The organism is Paenibacillus sp. W2I17, from assembly GCF_030815985.1.
Taxonomy (GTDB): Bacteria; Bacillota; Bacilli; order Paenibacillales; family Paenibacillaceae; genus Paenibacillus.
In genome coordinates this window covers 2,356,189-2,381,975 of the sequence record NZ_JAUSXM010000001.1, presented here as the reverse complement: position 1 = coordinate 2,381,975, position 25,787 = coordinate 2,356,189, and the positions used below count along the sequence as shown (strand labels likewise).

25 protein-coding genes are annotated in these 25,787 nt (G+C 47.0%); 17 read left to right on the top strand and 8 right to left on the bottom strand.

Features of this window, described 5'->3' with window-relative positions; genetic code table 11:
- Positions 1 to 259 precede the first annotated feature (259 nt).
- Positions 260 to 1,462: a cytochrome P450 gene (locus QF041_RS10385; RefSeq protein ID WP_237176079.1), complete on the top strand. Its 1,203-nt coding sequence runs from the start codon at positions 260 to 262 to the stop codon at positions 1,460 to 1,462.
- 106 nt (positions 1,463 to 1,568) lie between these two features.
- Here QF041_RS10385 and QF041_RS10380 read toward each other — a convergent pair whose 3' ends face one another.
- Complete coding sequence (locus QF041_RS10380) at positions 1,569 to 2,780, bottom strand: MFS transporter (protein WP_036670103.1); 1,212 nt, start codon at positions 2,778 to 2,780, stop codon at positions 1,569 to 1,571.
- Positions 2,781 to 2,984: 204 nt separating this feature from the next.
- On the opposite strand from QF041_RS10380, the gene hemE reads away from it, so the two are divergent.
- The 6 genes from hemE to QF041_RS10350 all read left to right on the top strand — a co-directional run bounded on the left by hemE (position 2,985) and on the right by QF041_RS10350 (position 9,478).
- Entirely contained in the window at positions 2,985 to 4,049 is a 1,065-nt protein-coding gene (gene hemE, locus QF041_RS10375) for a uroporphyrinogen decarboxylase (RefSeq protein ID WP_074094433.1), read from the top strand.
- Positions 4,042 to 4,992, top strand: a complete 951-nt coding sequence (gene hemH, locus QF041_RS10370; protein WP_036609705.1) for a ferrochelatase — start codon at positions 4,042 to 4,044, stop codon at positions 4,990 to 4,992. Before hemE ends, hemH begins: the two co-directional genes overlap by 8 nt.
- Complete coding sequence (gene hemY / locus QF041_RS10365; protein WP_307413924.1) at positions 4,992 to 6,416, top strand: protoporphyrinogen oxidase; 1,425 nt, start codon at positions 4,992 to 4,994, stop codon at positions 6,414 to 6,416. Before hemH ends, hemY begins: the two co-directional genes overlap by 1 nt.
- A 185-nt stretch (positions 6,417 to 6,601) precedes the next feature.
- Positions 6,602 to 8,023, top strand: coding sequence for a CapA family protein (locus tag QF041_RS10360; RefSeq protein ID WP_307413923.1), 1,422 nt, complete (start codon positions 6,602 to 6,604; stop codon positions 8,021 to 8,023).
- Positions 8,024 to 8,046: 23 nt separating this feature from the next.
- Positions 8,047 to 8,799 (top strand): glycerophosphodiester phosphodiesterase, encoded by a 753-nt coding sequence (locus QF041_RS10355; RefSeq protein ID WP_307413921.1) that lies wholly within the window; start codon positions 8,047 to 8,049, stop codon positions 8,797 to 8,799.
- Between the two features lie 46 nt (positions 8,800 to 8,845).
- On the top strand, positions 8,846 to 9,478 hold the full coding sequence (locus QF041_RS10350) for a fumarylacetoacetate hydrolase family protein (protein ID WP_307413920.1): 633 nt from the start codon (positions 8,846 to 8,848) through the stop codon (positions 9,476 to 9,478).
- A gap of 122 nt (positions 9,479 to 9,600) precedes the next feature.
- Here the strand turns inward: QF041_RS10350 and QF041_RS10345 are convergent, their stop codons facing one another.
- Positions 9,601 to 10,008, bottom strand: coding sequence for a hypothetical protein (locus QF041_RS10345; protein ID WP_307413919.1), 408 nt, complete (start codon positions 10,006 to 10,008; stop codon positions 9,601 to 9,603).
- Between the two features lie 388 nt (positions 10,009 to 10,396).
- On the opposite strand from QF041_RS10345, the gene QF041_RS10340 reads away from it, so the two are divergent.
- The 9 genes from QF041_RS10340 to QF041_RS10300 all read left to right on the top strand — a co-directional run bounded on the left by QF041_RS10340 (position 10,397) and on the right by QF041_RS10300 (position 19,848).
- Entirely contained in the window at positions 10,397 to 10,954 is a 558-nt protein-coding gene (locus QF041_RS10340; RefSeq protein ID WP_307413917.1) for a MarR family winged helix-turn-helix transcriptional regulator, read from the top strand.
- A 59-nt stretch (positions 10,955 to 11,013) separates the two neighbouring features.
- Complete coding sequence (locus tag QF041_RS10335) at positions 11,014 to 12,462, top strand: aryl-sulfate sulfotransferase (RefSeq protein WP_307413915.1); 1,449 nt, start codon at positions 11,014 to 11,016, stop codon at positions 12,460 to 12,462.
- 39 nt (positions 12,463 to 12,501) lie between these two features.
- On the top strand, positions 12,502 to 13,530 hold the full coding sequence (locus QF041_RS10330) for an ABC transporter substrate-binding protein (RefSeq protein WP_307413913.1): 1,029 nt from the start codon (positions 12,502 to 12,504) through the stop codon (positions 13,528 to 13,530).
- 27 nt (positions 13,531 to 13,557) lie between these two features.
- Positions 13,558 to 14,334 carry an ABC transporter ATP-binding protein gene (locus QF041_RS10325; RefSeq protein WP_074094443.1) on the top strand — a complete coding sequence of 259 codons (777 nt, stop codon included), beginning with the start codon at positions 13,558 to 13,560 and terminating at the stop codon, positions 14,332 to 14,334.
- 17 nt (positions 14,335 to 14,351) lie between these two features.
- Positions 14,352 to 15,125, top strand: coding sequence for an ABC transporter permease (locus QF041_RS10320; protein ID WP_074094444.1), 774 nt, complete (start codon positions 14,352 to 14,354; stop codon positions 15,123 to 15,125).
- Between the two features lie 228 nt (positions 15,126 to 15,353).
- Complete coding sequence (locus QF041_RS10315) at positions 15,354 to 16,163, top strand: DUF92 domain-containing protein (protein WP_307413910.1); 810 nt, start codon at positions 15,354 to 15,356, stop codon at positions 16,161 to 16,163.
- Positions 16,164 to 16,176: 13 nt separating this feature from the next.
- Positions 16,177 to 16,755, top strand: a complete 579-nt coding sequence (locus QF041_RS10310) for a TetR/AcrR family transcriptional regulator (RefSeq protein ID WP_221823344.1) — start codon at positions 16,177 to 16,179, stop codon at positions 16,753 to 16,755.
- A 59-nt stretch (positions 16,756 to 16,814) separates the two neighbouring features.
- Positions 16,815 to 18,746: an ABC-F family ATP-binding cassette domain-containing protein gene (locus QF041_RS10305; protein ID WP_307413908.1), complete on the top strand. Its 1,932-nt coding sequence runs from the start codon at positions 16,815 to 16,817 to the stop codon at positions 18,744 to 18,746.
- A gap of 163 nt (positions 18,747 to 18,909) precedes the next feature.
- Positions 18,910 to 19,848 (top strand): hypothetical protein, encoded by a 939-nt coding sequence (locus QF041_RS10300; protein ID WP_307413906.1) that lies wholly within the window; start codon positions 18,910 to 18,912, stop codon positions 19,846 to 19,848.
- Between the two features lie 119 nt (positions 19,849 to 19,967).
- Here QF041_RS10300 and QF041_RS10295 read toward each other — a convergent pair whose 3' ends face one another.
- The 5 genes from QF041_RS10295 to QF041_RS10275 all read right to left on the bottom strand — a co-directional run bounded on the left by QF041_RS10295 (position 19,968) and on the right by QF041_RS10275 (position 24,060).
- Positions 19,968 to 21,008, bottom strand: a complete 1,041-nt coding sequence (locus tag QF041_RS10295; protein WP_307413903.1) for a M42 family metallopeptidase — start codon at positions 21,006 to 21,008, stop codon at positions 19,968 to 19,970.
- Positions 21,009 to 21,120: 112 nt separating this feature from the next.
- Positions 21,121 to 21,501: a LapA family protein gene (locus tag QF041_RS10290; RefSeq protein ID WP_307413901.1), complete on the bottom strand. Its 381-nt coding sequence runs from the start codon at positions 21,499 to 21,501 to the stop codon at positions 21,121 to 21,123.
- A 132-nt stretch (positions 21,502 to 21,633) separates the two neighbouring features.
- Positions 21,634 to 23,424, bottom strand: a complete 1,791-nt coding sequence (gene pepF / locus QF041_RS10285) for an oligoendopeptidase F (RefSeq protein WP_307413899.1) — start codon at positions 23,422 to 23,424, stop codon at positions 21,634 to 21,636.
- Positions 23,425 to 23,637: 213 nt separating this feature from the next.
- Positions 23,638 to 23,823 (bottom strand): hypothetical protein, encoded by a 186-nt coding sequence (locus tag QF041_RS10280; protein WP_047842378.1) that lies wholly within the window; start codon positions 23,821 to 23,823, stop codon positions 23,638 to 23,640.
- 3 nt (positions 23,824 to 23,826) lie between these two features.
- A complete protein-coding gene (locus tag QF041_RS10275; protein ID WP_017689395.1) occupies positions 23,827 to 24,060 on the bottom strand; it encodes a hypothetical protein in 234 nt (77 codons plus the stop codon).
- Positions 24,061 to 24,222: 162 nt separating this feature from the next.
- On the opposite strand from QF041_RS10275, the gene QF041_RS10270 reads away from it, so the two are divergent.
- On the top strand, positions 24,223 to 24,420 hold the full coding sequence (locus QF041_RS10270; RefSeq protein WP_017689394.1) for a cold shock domain-containing protein: 198 nt from the start codon (positions 24,223 to 24,225) through the stop codon (positions 24,418 to 24,420).
- 155 nt (positions 24,421 to 24,575) lie between these two features.
- Here QF041_RS10270 and QF041_RS10265 read toward each other — a convergent pair whose 3' ends face one another.
- Entirely contained in the window at positions 24,576 to 25,748 is a 1,173-nt protein-coding gene (locus QF041_RS10265; RefSeq protein ID WP_307413897.1) for an MFS transporter, read from the bottom strand.
- Positions 25,749 to 25,787 lie beyond the last annotated feature (39 nt).

The following is a 25,787-nucleotide window of genomic DNA, read 5'->3' as shown; positions in this document are numbered from 1 at the left end:
AGGAAAATAAGCCCTTATAATGTTAGTTAACATTACATAATGAGTCTTTTGTCCTGATAAAATGAAGCATTTTAATAAAAGAATGTCGAATTGGCACTCATATCAGAAGTAAGTAACAGAATAAGAGGATGATAGTAACGCATATTAGGTAATGGGGATCAATTACGGTCTAAAGAGTGGTTTCGTTATAGAGTTATGTTTATAATAGGGGTGATCAACATATGTAAATAAATATATAATAATGATTGGAGGAGAAACGATGAAACAGGCACCGAGAAAGTATGCAAATTACATTCCGATTCGGGAACTGGAGACTTTGGAAGAGAGGTTATCTCCCTTCAAGGTGTATGCAGAACTTCGTGATAACACTCCAGTCCGATATGATGAGCATCGAGAATGTTGGGATGTTTTCGGGTATGAAGATGTGAAGTACGTTCTGAAAAATCCGAAACTGTTCTCTTCTGCACGTGATCGCGCCAATACGAGCATGTTGACGACAGACCCTCCCAAACACAAACAGCTGCGTGATCTGGTGAACCAGGCGTTTACACCCAAGGCAATTGAAGCATTGGCTCCGCGTATTCAGGAAATCACAGATGAGTTAATTGCTCCACACCTGTCAGAAGGACATATGGAACTTATTGATGACCTTGCAACACCATTGCCCGTCATTGTCATTGCGGAATTGATCGGAGTCCCTGCGGCGGATCGTCAAAAGTTCAAAGACTGGTCTGATGTGTTGGTGAAAGGTGCACGTGACGATAGTGAGCAGGCCTTCCAGGAGTTATTGGAGGAGAAAAAAAGAAATATGCAGGAGTTGCATATCTATTTCACTGGCATTATGGAAGAACGTCGGTTGCAGCCAAAGGATGATCTGATCTCATTACTGCTTGCTGCGGAGATTGATGGTCAGCAATTGACTTCAGATGAAGTGGTAGGCTTCTGTATTCTCTTACTTGCTGCCGGTAATGAAACAACAACCAACCTGATTACCAATGCGGTTCGTATTCTGTCTGAACAACCCGAGCTACAACAGGAGTTGCGCGAACATCCTGAGCGGATTACTTCTGCGATTGAAGAGACGCTGAGATACTATCCGCCAATTGTCGCGATTGGGCGAGTAGCCAAGGAAACTGTAGAGTTGAATGGCCAGATGATTCAAGCTGGGGAGCAGGTGATTTCCTGGGTTGGAGCAGCCAATCGGGACAGTGCCCAATTTGAAAACCCGGAAGATTTCATCTCTGATCGCAAGCCGAACAGGCATATGGGCTTTGGTTTTGGCATTCATTTTTGTTTGGGTGCACCACTCGCTCGATTGGAGGCAAGGGTAGTCCTTCATACATTGCTTCAGCACATGGGAAACATTCAGCTTGTGCCGGGAACGGCTCTGCAACCGATACAAAGTGCTTTTGTATTTGGTGTGAAACATTATCCGATACAATTCAATCTAATAAATAAATGATGAATGGCGCATGAATGACAAAAGCCGCTCTCAGGCCAATTAGGCGCTGGAAGCGGCTTTTTCAAATGAAAAAGTAAGATGTACTCATTAAGAAATGGATAGGGAATCAGGATTCCCGAATAGAAGCAGGTTTGTTATACAATTTGAATCGGACCCAAACCATATTAAGCAGCAGCAGTCCGCCAGATACGATAAACAGACCTTCGATCCCGATGAATCCTGCCATAAATCCTCCAATGATCGCTCCAAGCATGTTGCCCAGCGCCAGAGTACTTGTATTAAAACTGAATGCACGGCTGATCATGCTATCGGATGTATAGGAACGGATCAGGGCATTAACGCTCGGAAGCAGGCCACCCATGAACACACCCATCATGAAACGAACAAGAATGAGCTGCCACACAGTCTGAACAAATGCCTGCGGAATAAGCATGAGTCCTGTACCTATGAGGGAAAACGTCAGCACCTTGTGAGGACCAATCCGGTCACTCAGCTTTCCGAGAATCGGAGACATAGCCATATTGGATAGTCCCGTAACTGCACCGACAAGTCCTGCCCAGAAGGCCACATTTACATCCGAAGCATGCAATTTTTGCACATACAGCGGCAAGAGTGACATGGGGCTAATCATCGCAAACTGCAACAGAAACGTCACAGCAAACAGTGCGGGCAGTTGAGGTGACTTGTTCAATTCCTTCAGACCGGACAATACGGATTGTGCCGGCAGTTTGGCTGCTTCTTGACGGTCAAACTTCTCTCTCACCAGGAACATGGCGAGCATGGAAGCAACAAAGATCAGTCCACCTGTAATGTAGAAAATGGGGCGGAAGCCTACCGCATCCGCTAACAAGCCACCAATGAGTGGACCCAGGATTGTGCCGGCAACCTGCCCGGACTGACTGATTCCCATGGCGAAACCCATGCGGTCTTTCGGTGTGGTACCCGATATCAGCGCAACAGCTGCAGGGTTGAAACCGGAGATGGTACCGTTAAGCAAACGCAATAAGAGAAGCTGCCAAGGATTCTGTGCCAGACCCATAAGGGCAATTACGATGGCCATCCCGAATCCCGAACGCAGCAGCATTACTTTTCGGCCATACTTGTCTGATAACTTGCCCCAGAGCGGTTGGAACAAAAATGAGGTGAGGAAATTGGCTGCAAAAATAAATCCCGCCCATATGCCAATTTCATGTTCGCCAACAACGCCCAGATCTCTTGCGAGATAAAGAGACAAAAATGGGGTAATCATGGTCATACCCGAATTGACCAAAAATTGTCCGAACCAAAGCACAATGAGGTTTACTTTCCATGTTTTCAAAGTGCTTTCACTTCCTTTCAAAGATATTTCTGTAATTCTCAAAAAAACACCATTCTTTCATTATAACATAATTGGCATATGAGGGATGGGTGTAAGGAATGTCATAGTATTGTCACGTAGAACGCATCTGCATGTGGTTGTTACGGCTGTTTAAAAAGGGCATAATGGTAATTATGAGTCCAAAAACTATTGGAGGCTTCTTACATGAGCTATAATGATCGACTGATTCGGGCAAGTTTCAAACAACAGGTAGATCGTGTCCCGGTGTGGTACATGCGTCAAGCTGGTCGTTACGATCCTGAATATCGCAAAATTAAAGAAAAGTACTCCTTGTTAGAAATCTGCAAACAACCCGAGCTGGCGGCTGAAGTTACACTTATGCCGGTACGCAAACTTGGTGTAGATGCGGCTATTTTGTATTCCGATATTATGAATCCGGTTGCCTCATTGGGCATTGATTTTGACATTGTAAAAAATATTGGTCCAGTTATCGATAATCCTATTCGTTCCGCTGCAGATGTGGATCGGCTGCGTCCTATCGACGTAGAAGGAGATCTGTCACATATTCTGGAAACTATTCGAATTCTGGATAAGGAGCTTGATGTGCCTCTGATTACGTTTGCGGGCGCACCATTCACGATTGCGAGTTATCTGATTGAAGGCCGACCTTCGAAAGGTTATATCCGCACCAAAACGATGATGTACAGCGAGCCTGAGGTGTGGCATAAGCTGATGCAGAAGCTTGGTGATATGGTTATTACATATGTCCGTGCGCATATTGCGAATGGCGGTAAGGCATTCCAGTTGTTTGACAGCTGGGTTGGAGCACTTTCTCCCAAAGACTTCAGAACATATGTGTTGCCTACGATTACCCGTATCTTTACCGAATTATCCGATTTGAATGTACCGAAGATTTATTTCCCTGGTGTTGCATCCGGTGAGTTGTTGCCAGCACTGCATAATCTGCAAGCCGATGTGATTGGACTGGACTGGAGAGTATCCATTTCGGAAGGGCGTCAACGTCTTGGTGGCAAATTTGCAGTACAGGGTAACCTGGACCCATATTTGCTGACTGCGCCGATGGAACTGATCAAGGAGCAAGCCAAAGTGATTATTGACGAAGGAATCAAGGAGCCGGGTTATATTTTCAACCTGGGACACGGATTATTTCCTGAAGCATCGCTAGAGAAGCTCAGAGAACTAACGGCGTATATTCATGAATATTCTGCCGAAGCAATGAAGACTGGGGTGACGGTAACCAATGACTAATACTGTAGGTGTACTGGTGATGTCGTATGGCACACCAGAAAATATGGAGAGTGTTGAAGCGTATTACACACATATCCGCAGAGGACGTCCGCCTGAACCGGAGCAATTGAAAGAACTGACGGATCGTTATGAAGCCATTGTTGGCGGTGTTTTCCCCCTTCGGGAGAACACAGACAATCAGGTCAAGGCCCTTCAAGAGACATTAAACCGCGATGAGCGTGGCACTGATGTGGAATTCCGTTGTTATCAAGGACTGAAGCATGCCTATCCGTTTATTGAGGATGGCGTGGAGCAGATGGCTAAGGATGGAATTCAGACAGCGATTGGTATTGTACTGGCTCCTCATTTTTCCACGATGAGTGTAGGCAGTTATATCAAACGTGCGCGTGAAAAAGCAGAAGAGCTGGGCGTTCATATGTCCTTTATTGAGAGTTATCATCTGCATCCGAAGTTAATTCAGGCGTTGTCCACACGTGTCAGTGCCAAGTTGGATGCGTTCGAAGAAGCTGGAGCAAAACGCGGAGATGTGAAGGTGTTGTTCAGTGCGCACAGCCTGCCGGCACGTATTGTGGAGATGGGTGATCCATACCCGCAACAATTGCTGGAGACTTCGGAAGTGATTGCCTCACGTGTAGGCATAACCAATTGGCAATTTACGTGGCAGAGTGCCGGACGAACAGCTGAGCCTTGGCTCGGACCGGATATTCTGGATACGTTACAGGAGCTTTCTCGTGAACAGGTAGAGGATGTGCTTGTGGCACCAATCGGGTTTGTCTCGGATCATCTCGAAGTGCTCTATGATCTCGATATTGAGGCCAAATCGATTGCCAAAGAGATCGACATGCGCCTGATGCGTATTGATTCTCTCAATAGCGATCCTCTATACATGGAGACGTTAAGCGACGTTATTATAAGCCAATGGCAGCAAGGGTCGGATGAGTAATGGGTGATAAGAAACGCCGTGTTGTTGTTGTCGGCGGTGGCCTTACCGGCCTCAGCGCGGCATTTTATATCCGTAAGCATTACCGGGAAGCGGGCGTTGAACCCGTGATTACTTTGGTCGAGAAAAGCTCGTCCATGGGAGGCATGATTGAGACACTGCACCGGGATGGATTTGTGATTGAAAAAGGGCCGGATTCTTTCCTGGCTCGCAAAACAGCAATGATTGACCTCGCTAAAGAATTGGAGATCGATCATGAACTGGTCAGTCAGAATCCGGAGTCGAAGAAAACGTATATCATGCAGCGTGGCAAGCTTCATCCTATGCCAGCAGGACTTGTTCTCGGTATTCCGACAGAACTAAGACCATTCTTGAGAAGTGGTCTGGTCTCTCCGGCAGGCAAACTGCGGGCGTTGATGGACTTTGTCATCCCGCCGCGTCGTACAACAGAGGATGAATCGCTCGGTTATATGATTGAACGCCGTCTTGGAGCAGAAGTGCTGGAGAACTTGACGGAACCCCTGCTCGCGGGAATCTATGCAGGTGATATGCGGCGATTGAGCCTCCAGGCTACCTTCCCGCAGTTCGGAGAAGTAGAGCGCGATTACGGCAGCTTGATCCGGGGCATGATGACGGGTCGCAAACCGGCTGAAACGCATACCGGAACAAAACGGAGCGCTTTTTTGAACTTTCGCCAGGGACTTCAGAGCCTTGTTCATGCACTCGTCCACGAGTTGCAGGATGTGGATCAACGTCTGAACACTGCGGTGAAGTCACTGCAACGCCTTGATGGAGCGGAGACCAGATACCATGTTGAGCTGGAGAATGGTGAACAGCTTGAGGCGGATGATGTAGTGGTTACTGTGCCGACATATGTCGCGTCGGAGCTGTTGAAGCCTCACGTCGATACAGCAGCTCTGGATGCGATTAACTATGTGTCTGTAGCCAATGTAGTGCTCGCGTTTGAGAAAAAAGAGGTGGAGCATGTATTCGACGGGTCGGGTTTCCTCGTTCCGCGGAAAGAGGGGCGGAATATTACGGCTTGCACGTGGACATCGACGAAATGGCTGCATACGAGCCCGGATGATAAAGTACTGCTCCGCTGTTATGTTGGTCGCTCCGGTGATGAACAGAACGTAGAGCTTCCGGATGAAGCGCTGACGAATCTGGTTCTCAAGGATCTAAGAGAGACGATGGGTATTGAAGCAGTGCCGATCTTCTCCGAGATTACAAGGCTTCGTAAATCCATGCCACAGTATCCGGTGGGACACCTCCAACATATTGCCGCCCTCCGTGAGGAGCTTGGCAGCAAATTACCGGGGGTATACATTGCAGGTGCAGGTTATGAGGGTGTAGGCTTGCCTGATTGCATCAGACAAGCGAAGGAAATGTCTGTTCAGGCTACACAAGAGCTTGCAGCAGATTAAGTACAGCAAGAGAGCTGTCTCAAACGTAGAATTATCTACTGGAGAGATGGCTTTTTTTATATGAAGATCTGGAAGCTAACCGAGTTAATACCCTTTCAATCGATACAGTTCCAAGGAATGATGGAAATCCAGAATATGCCTGATATAATGGTATGTATGGCTGTGAAGAAGAAGAGGAGTTGCTTATGTATCCCCCAAGATCAGAGCGAAGTGTAAAGAAGAAAAATGGTAGTAAACGCACCCGCAATACAATCACAATCATCTGGACAGTTAATATTGTATTGATCATTGCAATTGGTCTGGTGGGCATTTTTTATGTCATTGATTCACGTCAGCAACAGGCAGACCAGCCAGTGAAACAAGAAATAGTTGATCAGGATCAGCCTTCCATTGGAGATGATGCCAAAGGCGGGGATCAAATAAGTTCTCCAGACTCGGAATCAGATGAGACTTCGGAAGAAGATCCTAAAGCTACGGATGAAGAGACAACAGAGGATGTAGAAAAGACAACGGGCGCAGCGACATCTGACTCTTCAGGCAGCACCAATAGTGAGAAAGCAGAATCTGGAGCGAAAAAACCTACGGCAGATTCGACACCATCCAGCACCAAGGGAAATGCAGGTGCGGATAAGGAAGCAGGGGCGTCGAAACCTACCAATTCAGCGAAGGATGTCACGATTAACTTTGTGGGTGATATTCAATTTTCGGGCAAAGTTGCTGAGTTGCTGGATAAGAACGGTTATGACTATCCCTTTGCCAAACTCGGCAGATTATTCAAGGATGATGATCTTACCATCGGCAACTTGGAGACACCGATAACCCTGGGTGGGACTGGTGCGGTCGACAAAACCTATGTATACAAATCTTCGCCCAAAGCATTGGCGGCAATGGCCTCTGCGGGTTTTGATGCTGTCAACTTGGCTAACAATCATATTCTGGATCAGGGCGTAGAGGGCTTGGTGGATACGTTAACTTATCTCAAGGAATATGGCATAGCTCACACCGGGGCAGGTATGAACAGGGATGAGGCCTATGCACCAGCGTATCTGGAACGCAAAGGCATGAAGATTGCATTGCTTGGATTCTCCCGAGTTGTACCGGAAACGAGTTGGAAGGCGGAAGGCAATCGGGCTGGCGTGGCTGAAGCCTATGATTCCACAGGAGCAGTCACAGCGATCCAGGAGGCACGTAAGAAGGCTGATCTGGTGATCGTGGTTGCACATTGGGGAGAGGAACGTGTAAGTACTCCGAATAGTGACCAGACCCGATTGGCTCATGAGTTTGTAGATGCTGGCGCTGATCTGGTCATAGGTGGTCATCCTCATGTGTTGCAAGGGCTGGAGTACTATAAGGGGAAGTGGATTGCATACAGTACGGGAAATTTCATTTTCTCCAGATCGACAACCGAAGAGACATGGAAAACGGCGGTATTTCAGGCTCGCTGTAGTCAAGATGCAGCTTGCAGCATGAAAGTTATCCCTTATGAGGCCGGGCTTGGTCAGGCCATTCCGATGATCGATGAGGCAAACAAACTGCTGTTGGAACAGATGGCAAAGCTCTCCCCGGGCATTCGATATGATGGGAATGGAGTCGCTTCACCTAATTAAAAACCTTTTGAGGAGGGAATCGAATGAACAACCTTTGTGTAGCGCACCGTGGATTTTCTTCTATTGCACCAGAGAATACGATGGCTGCATTCCTGATGGCCATGGAACGGCCTGAAGTTCAGTGGATGGAGCTGGATGTGCAGTTGTCGCGTGATGGTGTACCGGTGGTCATTCATGATTTTACAGTGGATCGCACGACGAATGGCAAGGGCCTGGTTCGGGAAACCGATTGGGCTGATCTGCAACGTCTGGATGCCGGAGCATGGAAAAACAAGTCTTACAAAGGCGAACGGATTCCGGCGCTGAGTGAATTGTTAGATCGCTCGTGCGGCAGAGTGCGTTTGAACATTGAATTGAAAACGCAGGGAGACATGTACCAGGGTCTGCCTGCGGCTGTTATACATGAAGTGAGAAAAAGACATATGCAAAATGATGTTGTGATCACCTCATTTGAACCAGCCGCTCTGATCGAAGTGAAGAAACTTGCACCGGAGATCCAGACGGGGCTGATTATCGATGCACGACCAGGTGATCTGTTAACCGCCCTGCGGCAGATGAATTGTACATTCCTCTCCATTGGATACACCAATGTAGACAAATCCTTAATGAACGAGATGCGGAGTGCAGGCATTCGGGTGATGGCTTGGACAGTGGATGACAAGACCATTATGAAGAAACTGGCGGCAGTTGATCCAGAACTCATGTTATGTACGAACCGTCCTGACGTGTGGGAGTTGGCATTTCAGGAGACGAGCAGCCGATTTTTCAGACCCTAACTTTCCTATATGCACTAATGAATCCGATAAAGGTGGTAATATACCCATGTTGACTAACATTCGCAATGTATACTGTGTAGGACGCAATTATAAACTTCATGCGGAAGAATTGGGTAACGCGGTTCCGGATGAGCCAATGATCTTTATGAAACCTTCTCATGCAGTCGTGCCCCTGAATGGTGAAACCCTTGAATTGCCTGCTACCAAGGGTGAAGTTCACTATGAAGCTGAATTGGTCGTTCAAATCGGCCGGAGTTATGAGCCAGGTATGGCGGTAGATGAGCTGGTGGATGCGTATGCGTTTGGTATTGATTTTACGTTACGTGACGTACAGACCGTGATTAAGAAAAAGGGCCACCCGTGGACAGCGGCCAAAGGATTCAAAAATTCCGCTCCGGTTACTGCATTTCAGGCATTCCCGGGTGCGGCAGCATTACTGGAGAAAGACTTTACATTGACCAAAAATGGTGAGGTAGTCCAGCGTGGTAACATTCGTAACATGATCTTCAGTTTACAGGATATTGTGGATTATGTAGGTCATCATTACGGCCTAGGGCCGGGCGATGTCATTTTTACAGGAACACCGGAAGGTGTTGGACCAACACAAGCAGGAGATGTGCTCGAACTGGCATGGGACGGCGAATCTTTGGGTGCCTGCACGATTGGGGCAGCGCAATAAGGATTACACATCATAACTGCTTGAGATGAATAGGTTACAAGAAAGGGGCGTGTATACGCTCCTTTTTGTCGTGCTATCGTGGATATATGTTTATACCTTCATCGTACGGATACGCTACTAATTTAAGCCAAGCTGTATGCTGTATTTGCGCTCTGTGTGACCAACTCTTCCAGTTCAGCTTGTTGTGCAGCATGTTGCTCCGAGCTGATACTTCCATTTGCGAGCCGTTCATCCAACTGCTCTCTGAGCTGTCTTACTTGTATAGCAATGACCTCATCCAAATTCCCGTTATTTTCTTCCGTAATTGTCCTCAGTGATTTGCTGCTGTAAAGTTCCTGATAGAGATCCGCTTCTGAAGCCTGATTCAGAGCGCTGAGCAGCTCGTCGCTGCTTCCCTCACGAGTGTCCAAGTCAACGATGGACCATTTAGCAGTAGGTATGGGAGAGATGGCAGACTGGCCCCAGGCTGTTCCGGCGAAGGACATGGTGACAATCATTGTGCCTATAATAATGACTCTTTTCATGTTCATATGGATAATCCTCATTTCTGTAGTTGAGTACGAACTGAATCGTAGCTTGTCGTAGATGTAGTTGTTGATGTTTCGATCTAAGAATAGTGTAAACGGGAAACCTGAAGTGAAACTTAAAACAGGATAAGTAATTTCAACCTAGCGGAGAATGGCTGCAAAAAGAAAAGATCACTAATATAATTCACACTTGACAGGTTGGGTTAGTTGGTTATATGATAATCTCAATTATTTTAATACTCATTAAATGAACAGTGAAATAATTTGAACTGAAAACTGCATTGAGCTGATTGGACCACCAAAGGCTCCCGGGACTACTCCTCTAAGGAATGTCCTCGGGGGCCTTTTTTTGTTCGCTGTTGAAGCTTCAAACGATCAAGGAGGTTATGAAATGAGCGATAGAGACTGGGAAGCGTTGGAGCGGACGGATTGGTTATTTCGCAAAATGGTCAGACGATTCGTCAAAGAGCGGGACCGCATCTCTGTAGAAGGTATCAGCCTGCCAGGTATGCTTATCCTGCACAAAATCATTCGTGAGGGAGAACAGCGGCTTGGAGATCTGGCAGAACAATTGGACTTCACATCGGGTGCCATTACAGCTCTGACCGATAAGCTGGAGAAAAAGGGACTCACCATCCGCAGAAGAAAGGAAGACGATCGCCGGACGGTTTTACTGGACATCACATCCAGCGGGCGGGAGATGTATGCGAGAAACAGCAACATCGGTGCCCGATGTATCACGCTTCTGTTTGAGGGTTTTACGAGTGAGGAACTGGAGCAGCAAAGTCAATTCTACGAGCGGGTAGTAGCGAATCTGGAGGGGTTCTCGGACACGGTGCTGGAATTGGCGGAGAGCAACGGGATACAAGAACATGATCGGTCCTCCACAAGTAACCTTGAGCAGAAGCAGCGGGAAAATACCGGGAAGAGGAACTATCTCAGTTATTGAGGTTGGGTCAAAGTAACGACATTTGATATACCACAAACATTCTAGGGGAGAGATGATCAATGGGACACTCAACAATATATCCAACTGGAGCGACGTTATACAATCCGGATAAGGCTTGGGGCGGTTATACCGTCTATCAGGCAGGTGAGGAAGGCGTAGTATTGATCGATATGAATGGCAAGGAGGTTCACCTGTGGAAAGGATTGTTAGGTTTTCCGGCCAAAATATTACCTGGCGGCTACGTGCTGGGCAGCACGGGTCGGAGAGATCCGAAGTTCGGTATTCAGGATAATGTCGATCTGGTTCAGGTGGATTGGGACGGCAACATTGTATGGAAATACAACAGCTACGAACACATCGAAGATCCGGGGTATGAGCCATTATGGTATGCCCGCCAGCATCATGATTATCAGCGTGAGGGGAATCCGGTAGGTTATTATGCACCTGGCCTTGCACCAAAGACGAAGAGTGGCAAAACACTTATTCTGGCTCACAAAAATGTGAGTAACCCGCAAATTTCAGATAAGCCATTGCTTGATGATGCCATTATAGAAGTCGATTGGGAGGGGAAGGTACTCTGGGAGTGGCTGCCTAACGAACATTTTGAAGAATTAGGTTTTGATGAAGCTGCTCGAAATGTCCTGTTCCGTGATCCGAATACACGTTCTTTCGGTCATCTGGGTGGTGGCGTTGGTGACTGGTTACATATTAATTCTGCTTCTTATGTCGGACCCAACCGTTTCTATGAAGAAGGAGACGAACGGTTCCACCCCGACAATATTATCTGGGATGCCAGAGAGGCCAACATTATCGCCATTACAGACAGACAGAGTGGAAAGATCGTGTGGAGATTAGGGCCAGACTATGCTTCACCTGAAGTGAAACACATCGGCACAATTATCGGGCAGCATCATGCACATATCATTCCCCAAGGTCTACCGGGAGAAGGGAACTTGCTCGTATTCGACAATGGCGGCTGGGCAGGTTATGGCCTCCCAAATCCGGCTTCTCCATTTGGATTGAAACATGCGATTCGGGATCACTCCCGTGTACTGGAGATTAACCCGGTCACCCTGGAGATTGTCTGGCAGTATACCTCGGCAGAAGCAGGTTTCTCGGTTCCGACGGATTCTTATAAATTTTATAGCCCATACATCAGTTCCGCCCAGCGTTTACCTAACGGCAACACCCTGATAACCGAAGGTTCCAATGGCCGATTGTTCGAAGTCACAGCGGAGCATGAGCTGGTCTGGGAGTATGTCTCCCCGTACACGGATGGGCGGAATACCAATATGGTCTATCGCTCATATCGAGTTCCTTATCAGTGGGTTCCACAGTTGGAGAAGCCGCAGGAAGTTGCGATCGAAGCCATTGATGTCTCCAACTACAGGGTGCCGGGAGCAGCACCTAAAGGTTCTGCATCCATCGTGAGCGTAGAGACAACTCTTCCATTTGTGGAGGGTGCAGCCTGTGTGGCAACGTCGGATGAAGGCAAGTCGGGCGGTTAAGCGTCAAGAATCATGACTAGATCGAATGGGGTGTATATTGTGAGAAAACCATCCATAATTACAGGCGTATTGATATTATTCCTGGCTACGGCACTCCTATTATCCGGATGCAGTTCAAACGCAGCAGGATCTGGAGCAAAAGACGCTACCGGCAAGAATACCGATAATGTAAAAATTCGAATTGCAGATACAAGTACGAACCCAACGTTCAGGGTAGCCATTGCCAAAGGTTTCTTTGAAAAACGGGGCATTGATGCAGAGAGTATTACGTTTGGCTCACCGGCTGAAGGTGTAAATGCACTATTTATCAAACAGGTAGATATTGCGTACGGGGCGGACTTCCCTGTATTAAATGCTTTGGCTAAAGGGGAATATTCAGTCGTCGCTTCCGCAGGTCAGACTACGGATGAAGCGGCAGCCGCCTGGAAGCTGTATGCAAGGGAGGATATTCAGAGTGGAGCGGATTTGAAGGGCAAGAAAGTGAGTTTCATTCGAGGCACATTTATTCCGTATCTATGGGATGAATATTTGAAAGATCAGGGAGTGGCGCTGAGTGATGTGACGCAAATTGGTCAGGGGGCTTTTGATGAAGCCTACATCGCACTGAAACAGGGAGACCTTGATGCCGCTTGGGTTATAGGTTCCGCGTTAACCGATAAATTCGATGCACTCGAAGGAGTACATCAGCTGACGGATATGTCTCAGACCCCTATACGCCTTGGTATGGGACTGGTATCAAGTAATGAATTCATCCAGGCAAACCCTGAAAAGATAAGTGACTTCCTTGCGGCGCTGGATGAAGCATCCACGTATGCCCAAGCGCATCCTGAAGAGGTTGCCGATCTGATGTATCAAGAGACCAAACAGCCTAAAGATGCCACGTTGAAAGACCTTCCGATCAATCCATGGGAAGTTGGATTTACGCAGGCTGCTTATGATAGTTTGGCAGGTCAGAAGCAATATATGGTGGACACCGGAATCATCGAACAGGATTTTGATCTCGACACCAAACTCGACCTGACTTCTCTCCAACAGGCGTTGCCGAAAAAAGTGACATACAGTAAATAATTCTTATTCAAATGGGAGGTGTCCGTTATGTCCTTACCTGCAACTCAGCATACCATTCATATTGAACAGCTTCGGAAAACGTATCATGCCCCGACCAATGGGGATGTGCATTATATCATTAAGGATGTCGATCTGGTTATCAAGGGAGGAGAGTTCTTTGTCCTGCTTGGTCCCAGTGGGTGTGGGAAGTCAACGCTGCTGAATATGATCGCTGGCTTTATCTCCAAGTCGGGCGGACAGCTCAAGGTAGACAACAAGGAGATCGACAGACCGGGCAGGGATCGGGCAATGGTATTCCAGCAGGCGGATTCTTCTCTCTTTCCATGGCTAACGGTGAGGGAAAATGTTGAATTCGGACTTCGAATGTCCAAGGTACCTAAGACACAACGACGTGAGATCTCTGATCGATACATCCAGCTTGTGGGACTGAGTGCTCATGAGGGGAAATTCCCGAAAGAACTCTCTGGTGGCATGAAGCAGCGGGTTCAATTGGCCCGGGTACTTGCGAATGACTCGGCGATCTTGCTGATGGATGAGCCATTCGGTGCGCTGGACGCAATGACGCGGCGGACCATGCAGAAGGAACTGGTTAATATTTGGAAAGAAACACATAAAACCGTTATCTTTGTCACACACGATATTCAGGAGGCGTTATTGCTGGGTGAGCGCATAGGCATTATGTCTGTAGGTCCGTCTTCGAATATAACGGATATTTACCACAACACGTTACCTTACCCAAGGAACATCGCCTCGTCTGAGTTCAACACCCTGTATGACCGAATTCAAGGCCACTTTGAAGAATAACTGAGGTGATATGTAAGATGAAATGGTTGGAGAAAAAATGGGTGTCTATCCCGCTTCTATGGGTAACGGTCATCTTAATCTGGCAGCTTGGTGCCCTTATCTATGGGCCTGACGTAATCCCTGGTCCGTGGCACACGATCCTGGGAGCACGCGAACTGATAGCTGACGGTACGCTGATGGAGTATATCGGAATCAGTTTCACTCGTGTACTGGCGGGCTGGGTACTCGGAAGTATCATTGCTATTCCGGTAGGGCTGATTATTGGCAAAGTTCATCTCATCCGGCTGTTCGCCGAACCGTTCCTTAACTTTATACGTTTTATCCCGCCGATCGCCTTTATTACCTTATTTCTGGTGTGGTTCGGAATTGGTGAGCAATCCAAGATCGCGCTCATTATGTACGCAACCTTCTTCATTGTTGTGTTGAATACACTGACAGGTGTACTCTCCGTTGAAGAAGACAAAATCCGGTCGGCCCGCAGTATGGGAGCCAATGAACGGCAGATTCTGCTGCATGTGATTGTTCCGGCGACAACCCCGTATATCTTCACAGGTGTGCGACTGGCGATGGGAACCTCGTATATGGCCATAATCGGTGCTGAGATGATTGCCTCGAATGAGGGAGTGGGTTACTTAATCTGGAACTCCAGACTCTTTTTCCGAACAGATTGGATCTTTGTCGGGCTGATTTCCCTGGGTTTTATGGGATTCCTGACGGATCGATTGTTTAACTGGTTTGGTCGCAGAGTACTCTACCGATATGGGGTCATTGGAGGAGCGAAGCGGGTCTGAAACAGAACCTGGGAACACCGAATTCCAGACGTAACTTGAAAAGGGAAGTTATCTTGTTTTAACGTTTGATCAATAACCTGTTTTGGCACTTCTACACGAGGCCAAAACAGGTTTTTTGTGTGCTGGCGTAAGGAGTTTCGGCATTGGGATCAAACCGTGGTATAATTGAATTTCAAAAATACAATAAACGTCATGCGGGCTGTACATATGCTGCATGCAGGAGACATTATGGATTGGATTATTGGCGCCGTATGCGCTTCTATGGTGGCAGGTGCTGCCTATGCGAAAAAGTCGCTAACCTTGTCTGGCTGCCTGGCAGCCATCATGATGGGAACGATATATTACGGAGCGGGTAACCTGTTCTGGTTTGGCACGTTATTGTTGTTTTTCATTACTTCAACGTTGCTCTCCAGGTTTCGTAAAGATCGGAAGCAGGAGCTGGAGAAATCCTATGCCAAGTCAGGAAATCGGGATGCTGGGCAAGTGATGGCTAATGGTGGGATGGGCATGTTTCTGTGTCTGGGATACTGGATATTTCCACATCCGGCATGGGGATATGCTTTCATTGGTGTAATGGCTACCGTTACATCGGATACATGGGCAACCGAAATTGGGAGTCTCAGTCGTAAGCCGCCGCGCTCTGTTCTCACGTGGAAGGTACTTACTCCAGGTGCCTCAGGAGGCGTTTCACTTCTCGGTACCTTTGCTGCAGCTGTAGGCGGGGCTCTGATTGGTGCGGGAACATTTTTCTTTTCCTGGATCGCCGGGGTAGAAGGGCTTGGTCTGCTTAGTTGGATTTTTGTCGGCCTTGCAGGCGGATTGGCAGGGGCGTTTGCCGATTCTTATCTGGGCGCAACGGTGCAGATGATGTATCGTTGTACCGTGTGTGGTCGTGAAGTTGAGGTACATGAACATTGCGGGCATCCAACGGTTCGGGCTCGTGGCTGGGCATGGATGAGTAACGACCTGGTGAACGTGCTTAGCTCGGTCATTGGCGGATGTGTGGCGATTGGATTGGGTAACATTTTGGCGTTGTAGGAGGGAGTAACATTTGAACACTGTACATGGAGACAAATCGGAGGCTATTTTGGATGCAGCCTATGGTATTTTTGGCTCGAAGGGTTTTTATGAGACAAAAATGTCTGATATTGCAGACGAAGCTGGCATCGCAAAAGGCACCATTTATTTATATTTCAAAAGTAAGGAACAATTATTTGTAGCAGTATCCAAGCGGGACTGTAACAGTTTTATCAGTCGTCTTGAATATGCTTTGAACTCGCATGAGAACACAGGTGATAAACTTGGCGCAATAGCCAAGACCCACCTTACGTATTATTATGAGCGTCGCAATCATACCAAGCTCTTTTTTATGGCACCTAATAATGATCCGGATCTGATGCAATTTATGAAAGAATTTATGAATCAATACATGAGCATGGTGTGCGAGGTGCTGGAAAGTGCAAGTGTACCTGAGCCAGTCTTATTAGCCAAATCGTACATTGGGATTCTGGATCGTCTGAAGATGGATATTATGCTTAATCCAGAGTTCAACGAAGAAGATCTGAACAAACGAATTGCCTTCTCAGCAGCATTATTTCTGGATGGGTGTCGGTCCTTTTTGAAAACGTAAGTGCTTGTGTGGGTACGAGTAATATTGAATTTTATTTTACAGAGAAGTGGGTACGAGCAATGAACATAATGACGGTAGAACAAATTGCAAAAAGTTATGGCGAGAAAATATTGTTCAAGGACGCTTCATTTGGCATGGCTGATCAGGACAAGATTGGTGTCGTTGGGGTAAATGGAACCGGAAAATCCACGTTTTTGCGTGTAATATCTGGTATGGAACCTGCAGACGCGGGACAGATCTCGATCGGTAATGATGTACGTATTCAGTTCCTGGCGCAAAATCCGGACTTCAATCCAGATAATACGGTACTGCAACAAGTATTCGAAGGTGACAGCATGGAAATGAAAACCGTGCGTGAATATACGGAAACGATGGAATTATTGGAGCTGAATTCGTCAGATCCAGCGTTGCAAGAGCGGTTATTACGTTTGAATCAGCAAATGGAGCAGCTTCAGCTCTGGCAGATGGAGAGCGAAGCGAAGAGCATTTTGTCCAAACTGGGTATTCGTCAATTCGATGCACTGATGGGCACATTGTCTGGTGGACAACGCAAAAGGGTAGCACTTGCTGCTGCGCTGATTCATCCTTGTGAACTGCTCATTCTGGATGAGCCGACGAACCATATTGATAATGATTCGGTCGTATGGCTCGAGCAGTACTTGCAGAAGCGCCGCGGCGCACTGCTTATGATTACGCATGATCGGTATTTCCTGGATCGTGTGGCGAATGTCATGCTGGAATTGGATCATGGTCGTTTGTTCCGCTATGAAGCCAACTATACACGTTTTCTTGAACTGAAGGCAGAGCGTGAAGAACGGGAAGCCTCTTCCGAACAGAAACGCAAGAACTTGCTTCGGACAGAGCTCGCATGGATTCGTCGCGGTGCCAAGGCACGGACAACGAAACAAAAAGCGAGAATTGATCGGTTCGAACAACTTAAAGACCAACAAGGAATCCAGCGCTCGGGTTCATTGGAAGTATCGGTTGGCTCCACGCGTCTGGGGAAAAAGATTCTGGAGATCGAGCATCTTTCCAAATCCGTCGGTGGTCGCAAACTGATCGAAGATCTGAGTTATATTGCCGTACCTGGAGATCGGGTAGGGATTGTCGGACCGAATGGTAGTGGTAAGTCTACGTTGTTACAGATGATATCTGGCAAGCTGGAACCCGATGCAGGTGTGGTTGACGTTGGTCCTACGGTCAATCTGGGCTACTTTACACAGGAACATCAGGAGATGGACGAATCTCTTCGTGTCATTGAGTACATCAAGGAAGTGGCCGAGAATGTGAAAACAGCCGATGGCTCTCTGATTACAGCATCCCAGATGCTGGAGCGATTCCTGTTTACTCCGGCATCCCAGTGGACGCCAATCTCGCGTCTGTCTGGTGGAGAGAAGCGTCGCCTGTATCTGCTGCGTGTGCTGATGGCTGCGCCGAATGTATTGCTGCTGGATGAGCCGACGAATGATCTGGACATCCAGACACTCGCCGTACTTGAAGACTATCTGGACGATTTCCCGGGTGTTGTTTTTGTGGTATCCCATGATCGCTATTTCCTTGATCGTACTGTGGATAAAGTGCTGTCTTTTGAGGGCAACGGTGCTGTACGTGTACACGTCGGCGACTACAGTGAGTATGCGGAATGGATGCTGAAAAATGCACCCGGAGCTACTCAAGAGAGTGACACAGGAGTGGCGAAGGTGAGGCAGTCATCGGAGAAAACGACGCCTGCTGTGTCAGCGGCTAAACCGAAGTTGAAATTCAGCTTCAAGGAGCAACGTGAATACGACCAGATTGATGAAAATATTGAGAAGGCTGAGGCCAATCTTGTACGGATTAACAAAGAGATGGAAGAGTCATTTAGTGATTCTGCCCGTCTGCAGGAGTTGATGGCGGAGCAGGTTGAGGCTGAACGTCATCTGGATGAATTGATGGAACGCTGGACCGTTCTGAATGAACTTGCAGAGCAGATTGAACAGAGCAAGTCTTGATTTATAACTAAACATCGCCCTTTCTTCTATAGTGACTTTATGTCGCATTGGAGAAAAGGGCGATTTTTTTGTCTGTGAATTTGCGCATTAAAGTGAAACGTTCTGTATGTTCATTACGTTTTATAAGTAAAGAATTCCATAGAAGGGAGAGAACACCACACTTATGTATAAGGAAATTAATCAACAGTTGGCAGTGCTCAAGGAAAAGGGGAGAATTTACGAGAAATGGACCAAGCGTCTGGAGAAGCTTCAAACGGAGGAAACTGAATGGGAAGCAAAGGTAAAGCGTCGTCTGGAGCATCTCCAGAAGGAGCAGAAGGACGTTGATCGACTGAACAGTATGACTTTGTCAGCATTTTTCTATCAACTGATTGGCAAGAAGACAGAACGGCTGGAGAAGGAAGAGCTGGAACTCATGGAGAGCAAGGCTGCATACGACACCGCTTGTCGCATGTTACAAGACGTACAGGAGCAACGAATTCATGTGGAGCAGGAGTTGGAGGGCCAACGGCAGTATCAGTACTGGCAAAGCGATTACAACGCTCTGTGGGGGAAGAAGGAAGGTCGACTGCTGGACCAGGATGCGGAATTGCAACAGATGGCTGAGAATCGGGAACATCTGGCGAGCGAGCTACAGGAACTGGATGAAGCTTTCCGGGAGGGAGAATATCTGCTCTATGCTCTTGAACGTGCCGAGAAGGCTTTGTCTTCGGCAGGTAATTGGGGTGTATATGACATGATGGGCGGTGGGGTCATCTCCACGCATATCAAGCGAGGACGAATGGATGACGCTCAGGTCGCCATCATGGATGCAGGTAAGCGTCTACGACGTTTTCAGAAGGAACTGGAGGATGTAGAGATGGCAGTACACGCGGATCTGCATCTGGGAGGTCTGCTTTCATTCGCAGACTATTTCTTCGATAACCTCTTCGTGGACTGGATGGTTCAGGACAAAATTCGCAAAGCCGAACGTCAGGTGAAGGATGGACTGAGTGCGGTTCGAAAGACCATGAATGTATTGAGAAATGAAATGCGTGACCATAAGGCAGAGTTAGAGATATTGGATCGTAAGTATCATGCATATGTGGAACAGGCAGATTAAGAGATATGACAACAAAGGCCCCTTCCAAGCACACCGAATTGTGTGCTTGGAAGGGGCCTTCTGCTTAGACGAACATGTGGATGTTATCCATGATAATTTCGTCGATCAATGATTCTGTTTTACTTGGTTGTAATGTAAGCTGCGAGCAATCGTGCCGTATTCAGTACAGCATCCTTATGCGTACGCTCCATGGAATGAGATGCGTGAACCCCCGGACCGATCAGTGCTGCTCGGATATTGTTTCCTCCGCGTAATGCTGCACTGCCATCTGAGCCATAGTGGGGATAAATGTCCACGACGTAATCCATCCCATCCTGTTTGGCCAGTTCAATGAGACGACTGGTCATATCGTAGTCATACGGGCCAGAAGAATCTTTGGCACATATGGAAACGTCAGTTTCTTTACAGCTCAGGTCATCGCCCATGGCTCCCATGTCTACAGCGATCATTTCACTGATTTCTGCAGGGATATACGATGCGCCATGTCCAACTTCTTCATAGTTCGAGATAAGCAGAGAGACGTTATGTAATGGTTGCCAACCTTCACGATGTGCAGACTCAAGGATGCCAAAGAGGGCAGCTACGCTGGCTTTGTCGTCCAGATGACGTGATTTGATATAACCACTCGGCGTGATGACTGCGCGAGCATCAAAGGAGATAAAGTCGCCGACAGAGATCCCGAGTTTCAACACATCTTCCTTGGAGGAGACAACTTCATCGATTCGAACTTCCATATGGCTCTCAGTCCGTTCAAATGTGCGTGCATCCGGATAGACGTGGACAGACGGATGAAGGGAGAGAATGGTGCCTGTGTATGTCTTTCCATCCCGAGTATGGATGCAGCAATATTCGTTTTCGATACTTTGCATGGAAAATCCACCGACAGAGGTAAGCTTCAATGTTCCATAGGATGTAACCGAGCGTACCATGGCCCCGAGCGTATCCACGTGGGCGCTTAAAGCGATTGTCTTGGACGAATCCTGTCCGGGCAATGTAAGCACCGCACCGCCCTTGTTATTCAGCTCACAGGCGATGCCCAGTGCTGCTGCTTCCTTCCGGATCATCTCGATTATATGATGTGTGTAACCACTTGGGCTTGGTGTATCCAGCAATTTTTTCAGGAAAGACAGAACGTAAGATTCATCAATTGTAAAACTCATTGTGTAATTTCCTCCTCGGATCGTGGGTATGGTGTGAAACAAAATACAGCCTGTCTGGGGAGAGAATGTGATACTACCATTCCTGACTCGCCAGCAGGCTGTCTCTGATTGGTTACAGTGTTCCCGTAGGGTTTCCTTTGCGCTGACTCTGGATCGAATCATTCTCCAATAGGCTGTCGGATTTATTTGAGTCAAGCGAATCCATCGATTTGAAAGAATCGAGCGAAGATTTGCTTGTCGCGGAACTTTCCAATTCAGATACACGCAATTTCAGTTGTTTATTTTCACGTTGCAGTCTGTATTGGCGATAAATGCCATATGACCCTACAATAATTCCACCGATCAGGGTACAGCCGAGAATGAGCAAGATCAGCGGGATTTGTACCGTGTTAAATAACAGGTTGACTTGTACGGAATCCACATTAATGACCGCAAAGATTCCCGTGAGCAGTGCAAAAACAAGACCTGCTATGAGTGCCCATTGCATTTTCATGGTGTTGCCTCCTTGTTGAACAATTGAGAACTAGATATGCATTACCCATATTCGGGTATGTTGCATCTTGCAATGATGATAAAATCCCCTGCCCAAACGGGCAAGGGATGCAGGTCACATGGGAAGACAACCTTATTTGGTTAGCTGCTCCATCTGTTCAATCAATTCCTTGAACACACTCATAGCTTCACGAATTGGCTGTGGTGTAGACATATCCACACCTGCTTTTTTCAGGATGTTGATGGAGTAATCACTGCCACCGCTCTTCAGGAAGCCAAGATATCGATCAACCGCCGGTTGGCCTTCTTCCAGGATTTGCTTGGAAAAGCTTGTCGCTGCGGAGAAGCCTGTAGCATATTTGTAAACGTAGAAGCTGTTATAGAAGTGGGGAATACGAGCCCATTCCATTTCAATTTCTTTGTCGACAGCCATGCCTTCTCCGTGATATTTAACGTTCAGATCATAATAGATCTCGGATAACAATTGTGGTGTTAATGCGTCACCTTGTTCCCCACGTTCATGAATGATTTTCTCGAATTCAGCAAACATGGTCTGACGGAATACCGTTGTACGGAATTGGTCGGCATAATAGGTTAACAGATACAATTTTTCCTTTGGATCTGTTGATTTGTTAAGCAGGTAATCCATGAGCAACGCTTCGTTGGTTGTGGATGCAACCTCTGCCAGGAAGATGGTGTACTGGGCATCACGGTACGGAAGTGTTGTATCCGAGTAATGTGAATGAAGAGCGTGACCCATTTCATGTGCAAGTGTGAACATGCTGTTCAGGTTATCTTTGTGATTCAACAAGACATACGGGTGAGTGCCGTAAGCGCCCCAGGCATATGCGCCTGAACGTTTATTTTCATTCTCATATATATCGATCCAGCGATTATCATATCCAGTCTGCAATGCATCTGCATAATCCTTACCGAGTGGTTTCAGACCGTCTTTAACCGTTTGTTTCGCTTCCTCATAGGTAATATCCATTTTGTATTCGTCTACGAGTGGAGCGAACAGATCGTACATGTGCAATTGATCCACACCCAGCAACTTTTTGCGCAGGTCCATATAACGATGCAATAACGGAAGGCTCTCGTGAATAGTATCTACCAGATTGGTATACACATCCGTTGGGATGTTATCTCCATATAGGGACATTTCCATCACGGAAGGGTACTTCCGAACATTAGCATAGAACATATTTTTGGTTACATTTGCATTCAGGGCAGCCGCAATTGTGTTCTTCTGTTTGGCATAGGTTTCGTATACCGCTTTGAAGGCACGTTCGCGAACTTCACGGTTAGGGTTCTCCAGGAACTGAATGTAGCTGCCGTGTGTCAGTTCAACTTCGTTACCATGTTCATCCTTGATTCTTGGAAACTTGAGATCGGCGTTATTCAGCATGCTGAATATTGTCTGTGGTGCTTGTGAAAGGTTGCCTACCTGTGCAAGCAAAGCTTCTTCTGCTTGGCTAAGAACGTGGGCTTTTTCGCGTTTCATCTCTTCCAGCGTAAATGTATAAGCAGAGAGTTTTTCGTTCGCAATAAATGCGTCCAACTGATCATCCGGCAGGGAAAGAATCTCCGGTGTGACAAAAGAAAGTGCTTCACCAACCCGTACGCCTAATTTCTGGGCTTTTTGGGACAGGTTTTGATATGTAGGATTAGCTGTGTCTTCATCTTGATGCATACGTGCGTACACAAAGAGGCGTTCTATTTTGAGACTGATCTCATCTTCGAATTCGAAGCAAGATTTGAGTACATCAGGTTGATTCAATTTGCCTTGGAATTCGGAGGCCTTCTTGGTCAAAGACGATACTTCTTCATATTCCTGATCCCAGGCTTTCTGATCGGCAAATAAATCTTCCAGTTTCCAGCTATGCTCAGCTGGCACCTCGGAACGTTTCAATAATTGACTCATGGAAATCCTCCTTTGATGATCTGATGAATGTATGGACGAAGCTGCCTTCGTCGCGCTCGCCTGTGCGGAGAGAGACGAAGGAATCAGACTAAGTACCAGGATAACAGATAGCGATTTCTGGTATTTCAACGGCCTTCCTCCTTACGATACGAATAATCTCGTATAGTATGACCTTAGGCACGTTGAAATATTTGAGCATCTGGGTCCCCGTGATTAGGTTCCCATGTTATACAGAAAATAAACGATCAGGAAAAAGGCGAAACAAATGAGCAGGGTAGCAATAAGTGCCATTCCCCGTCTCAGTCGATCCGGGATGGAATTGCGTCCCAGAATAAGCACAATACCAAGAGAGAAGGCAAGGATAATAAAGATGACGACATTGCTTGAGTCAAGCTGCATGGGTTAGACCCCTTTGAAGGCAGCCATCAATTGACGCCATTCATCCTCACGGTTCTCAAAATCTGCTTTTGGGAAACGGCGTTCAGCCCAGTGCATTAATGCAGGACGGCTAAGGAAAGTATGGCATTCTTCGCCCCACTCTTCCGAAATTTCTCGCAGTACGAGATATTTGCCTTGAACTTCTACGGTCATCATGTTCCACTTGTCTGTTTTGTATATTTCATGTTTTTTTATCATAGGTAGTCTCCAAACTAACGGTTTTGGTAAAATGATACCGTACCCTACGATTCAAAGCAAATTTTTTCGACATTTATGGAAAGATAAATTGCAAAATGGAAGCCCATACAGTATAATAAGGGTATTCGCCATAGATGGCGATATTTTTAGGAGGTTTTTCATTTGAAAGGTACAGTTAAATGGTTTAACGCAGAAAAAGGCTATGGCTTTATTTCAGTTGAAGGCGGCGAGGACGTATTCGTACATTTCTCCGCAATCCAAGGAGATGGCTTCAAAACATTGGAAGAAGGTCAAGCGGTAGAATTCGAAATCACTGATGGAAACCGTGGTCCTCAAGCAGCTAACGTAAACAAACTGTAAGAATTTTTCCGGTCAACGGACTTCTTATATATGATAAATTTATAGCTGAATATTAAGAACCTAAGCACAGTCCCCCAAGGGAGGCTGTGCTTTTTTTGATTCTAAAATTTTCAGTGTAAATAACGGTTGAATATGGTGTATGTTTCCCTGTGTGTTCAGGAGACACGATTGGTCATGCTGGACCATAACTTCAATCCGAAACCGATCAGTGCAGCCAGGGAGAAAGCCATAGCGGTGAGATAGAAGGTTTGTCTGCCTGCATGTTCCAGCAGCAGTCCGCCCAACGTTCCACTAAGAAGTCCCGAAGCACTGGACCAGACAATGGTGAACAAAGCCATACCCGTAGCTCTGTAGCCATCCGGAACTAGGCGAATAATATAGCGGACCGCCGTAACGTAGAAAATACCAAAGGTAACACTGTGCATCGTCTGAATTGCAACGACAGCTGCTGGTGTATCGGATATGGACATGAGAAGCAAACGAACCGTATACATCAGTGCAGCAAAAGCGATTAGCGGCAGTTCTTTATAACGGTTTCCATACTTGCTGAGCAGTAGAAATATGGGGATTTCACTTACGGAAGAGATCAGCAAAGACCAGCCGATCAGCCCCTCGCTGGCACCCAGATCTTTTAGCGTGATGGTAAGAAATGCTTCGTTCATGCGATGTCCCATGGCGAGCAAAAATACACAGCCAAAAAAAGTGAGCACATCTCTGCGTTTCAAAATAGACCATAACCCTGATAGGTCCATTTTGCTACTACTTCCCGAAGGTTGATCCTTCAATTGAAAACTGATCAATAGTGTAGTTGCAGCAAGACCAACGCAGACCCAAATCGTCCATGCTGGACCAAAAGATCCAAGGAAATACCCGATACTTAATGCAAAGAAGGCATAACCGATCGATCCGAAGACTCGAATGGAAGTGAAATTTCGACCATACTTGCTGGCGGTTGTAATAGCCATCGTATCGGAGAGTGGATAGACCGGATAATAGAAAAAGTAAAACAGGGTTACGAGTACAAATACCTGACCGAAAGTTGTTGCGTTGGCGAGCATGATCCCTGTGATCAATTGGCCACCAAGCAGAATGATCATCACTTTGCGTACTGTTTGGTAGCGGTCGCTGGCCATGCTCCAGAACATATTGGAGAACACAGAGATGAGGGGGCCAATTCCGTAGAGATATCCAATCTCAGCCCGACTGAAGCCCAGATGACTGAAGTAAAGCTGAAAGTAGGATACCACCAGAACGGTGGAACCAAAGATGGTGAACATGAGAGCCCGCAGCCAGTTCTGGTCCGGGCGGGCGTTGTGACTTAATTTCATGATGAGAGACTCCAATCCTGATAACAATTCAATGATTTT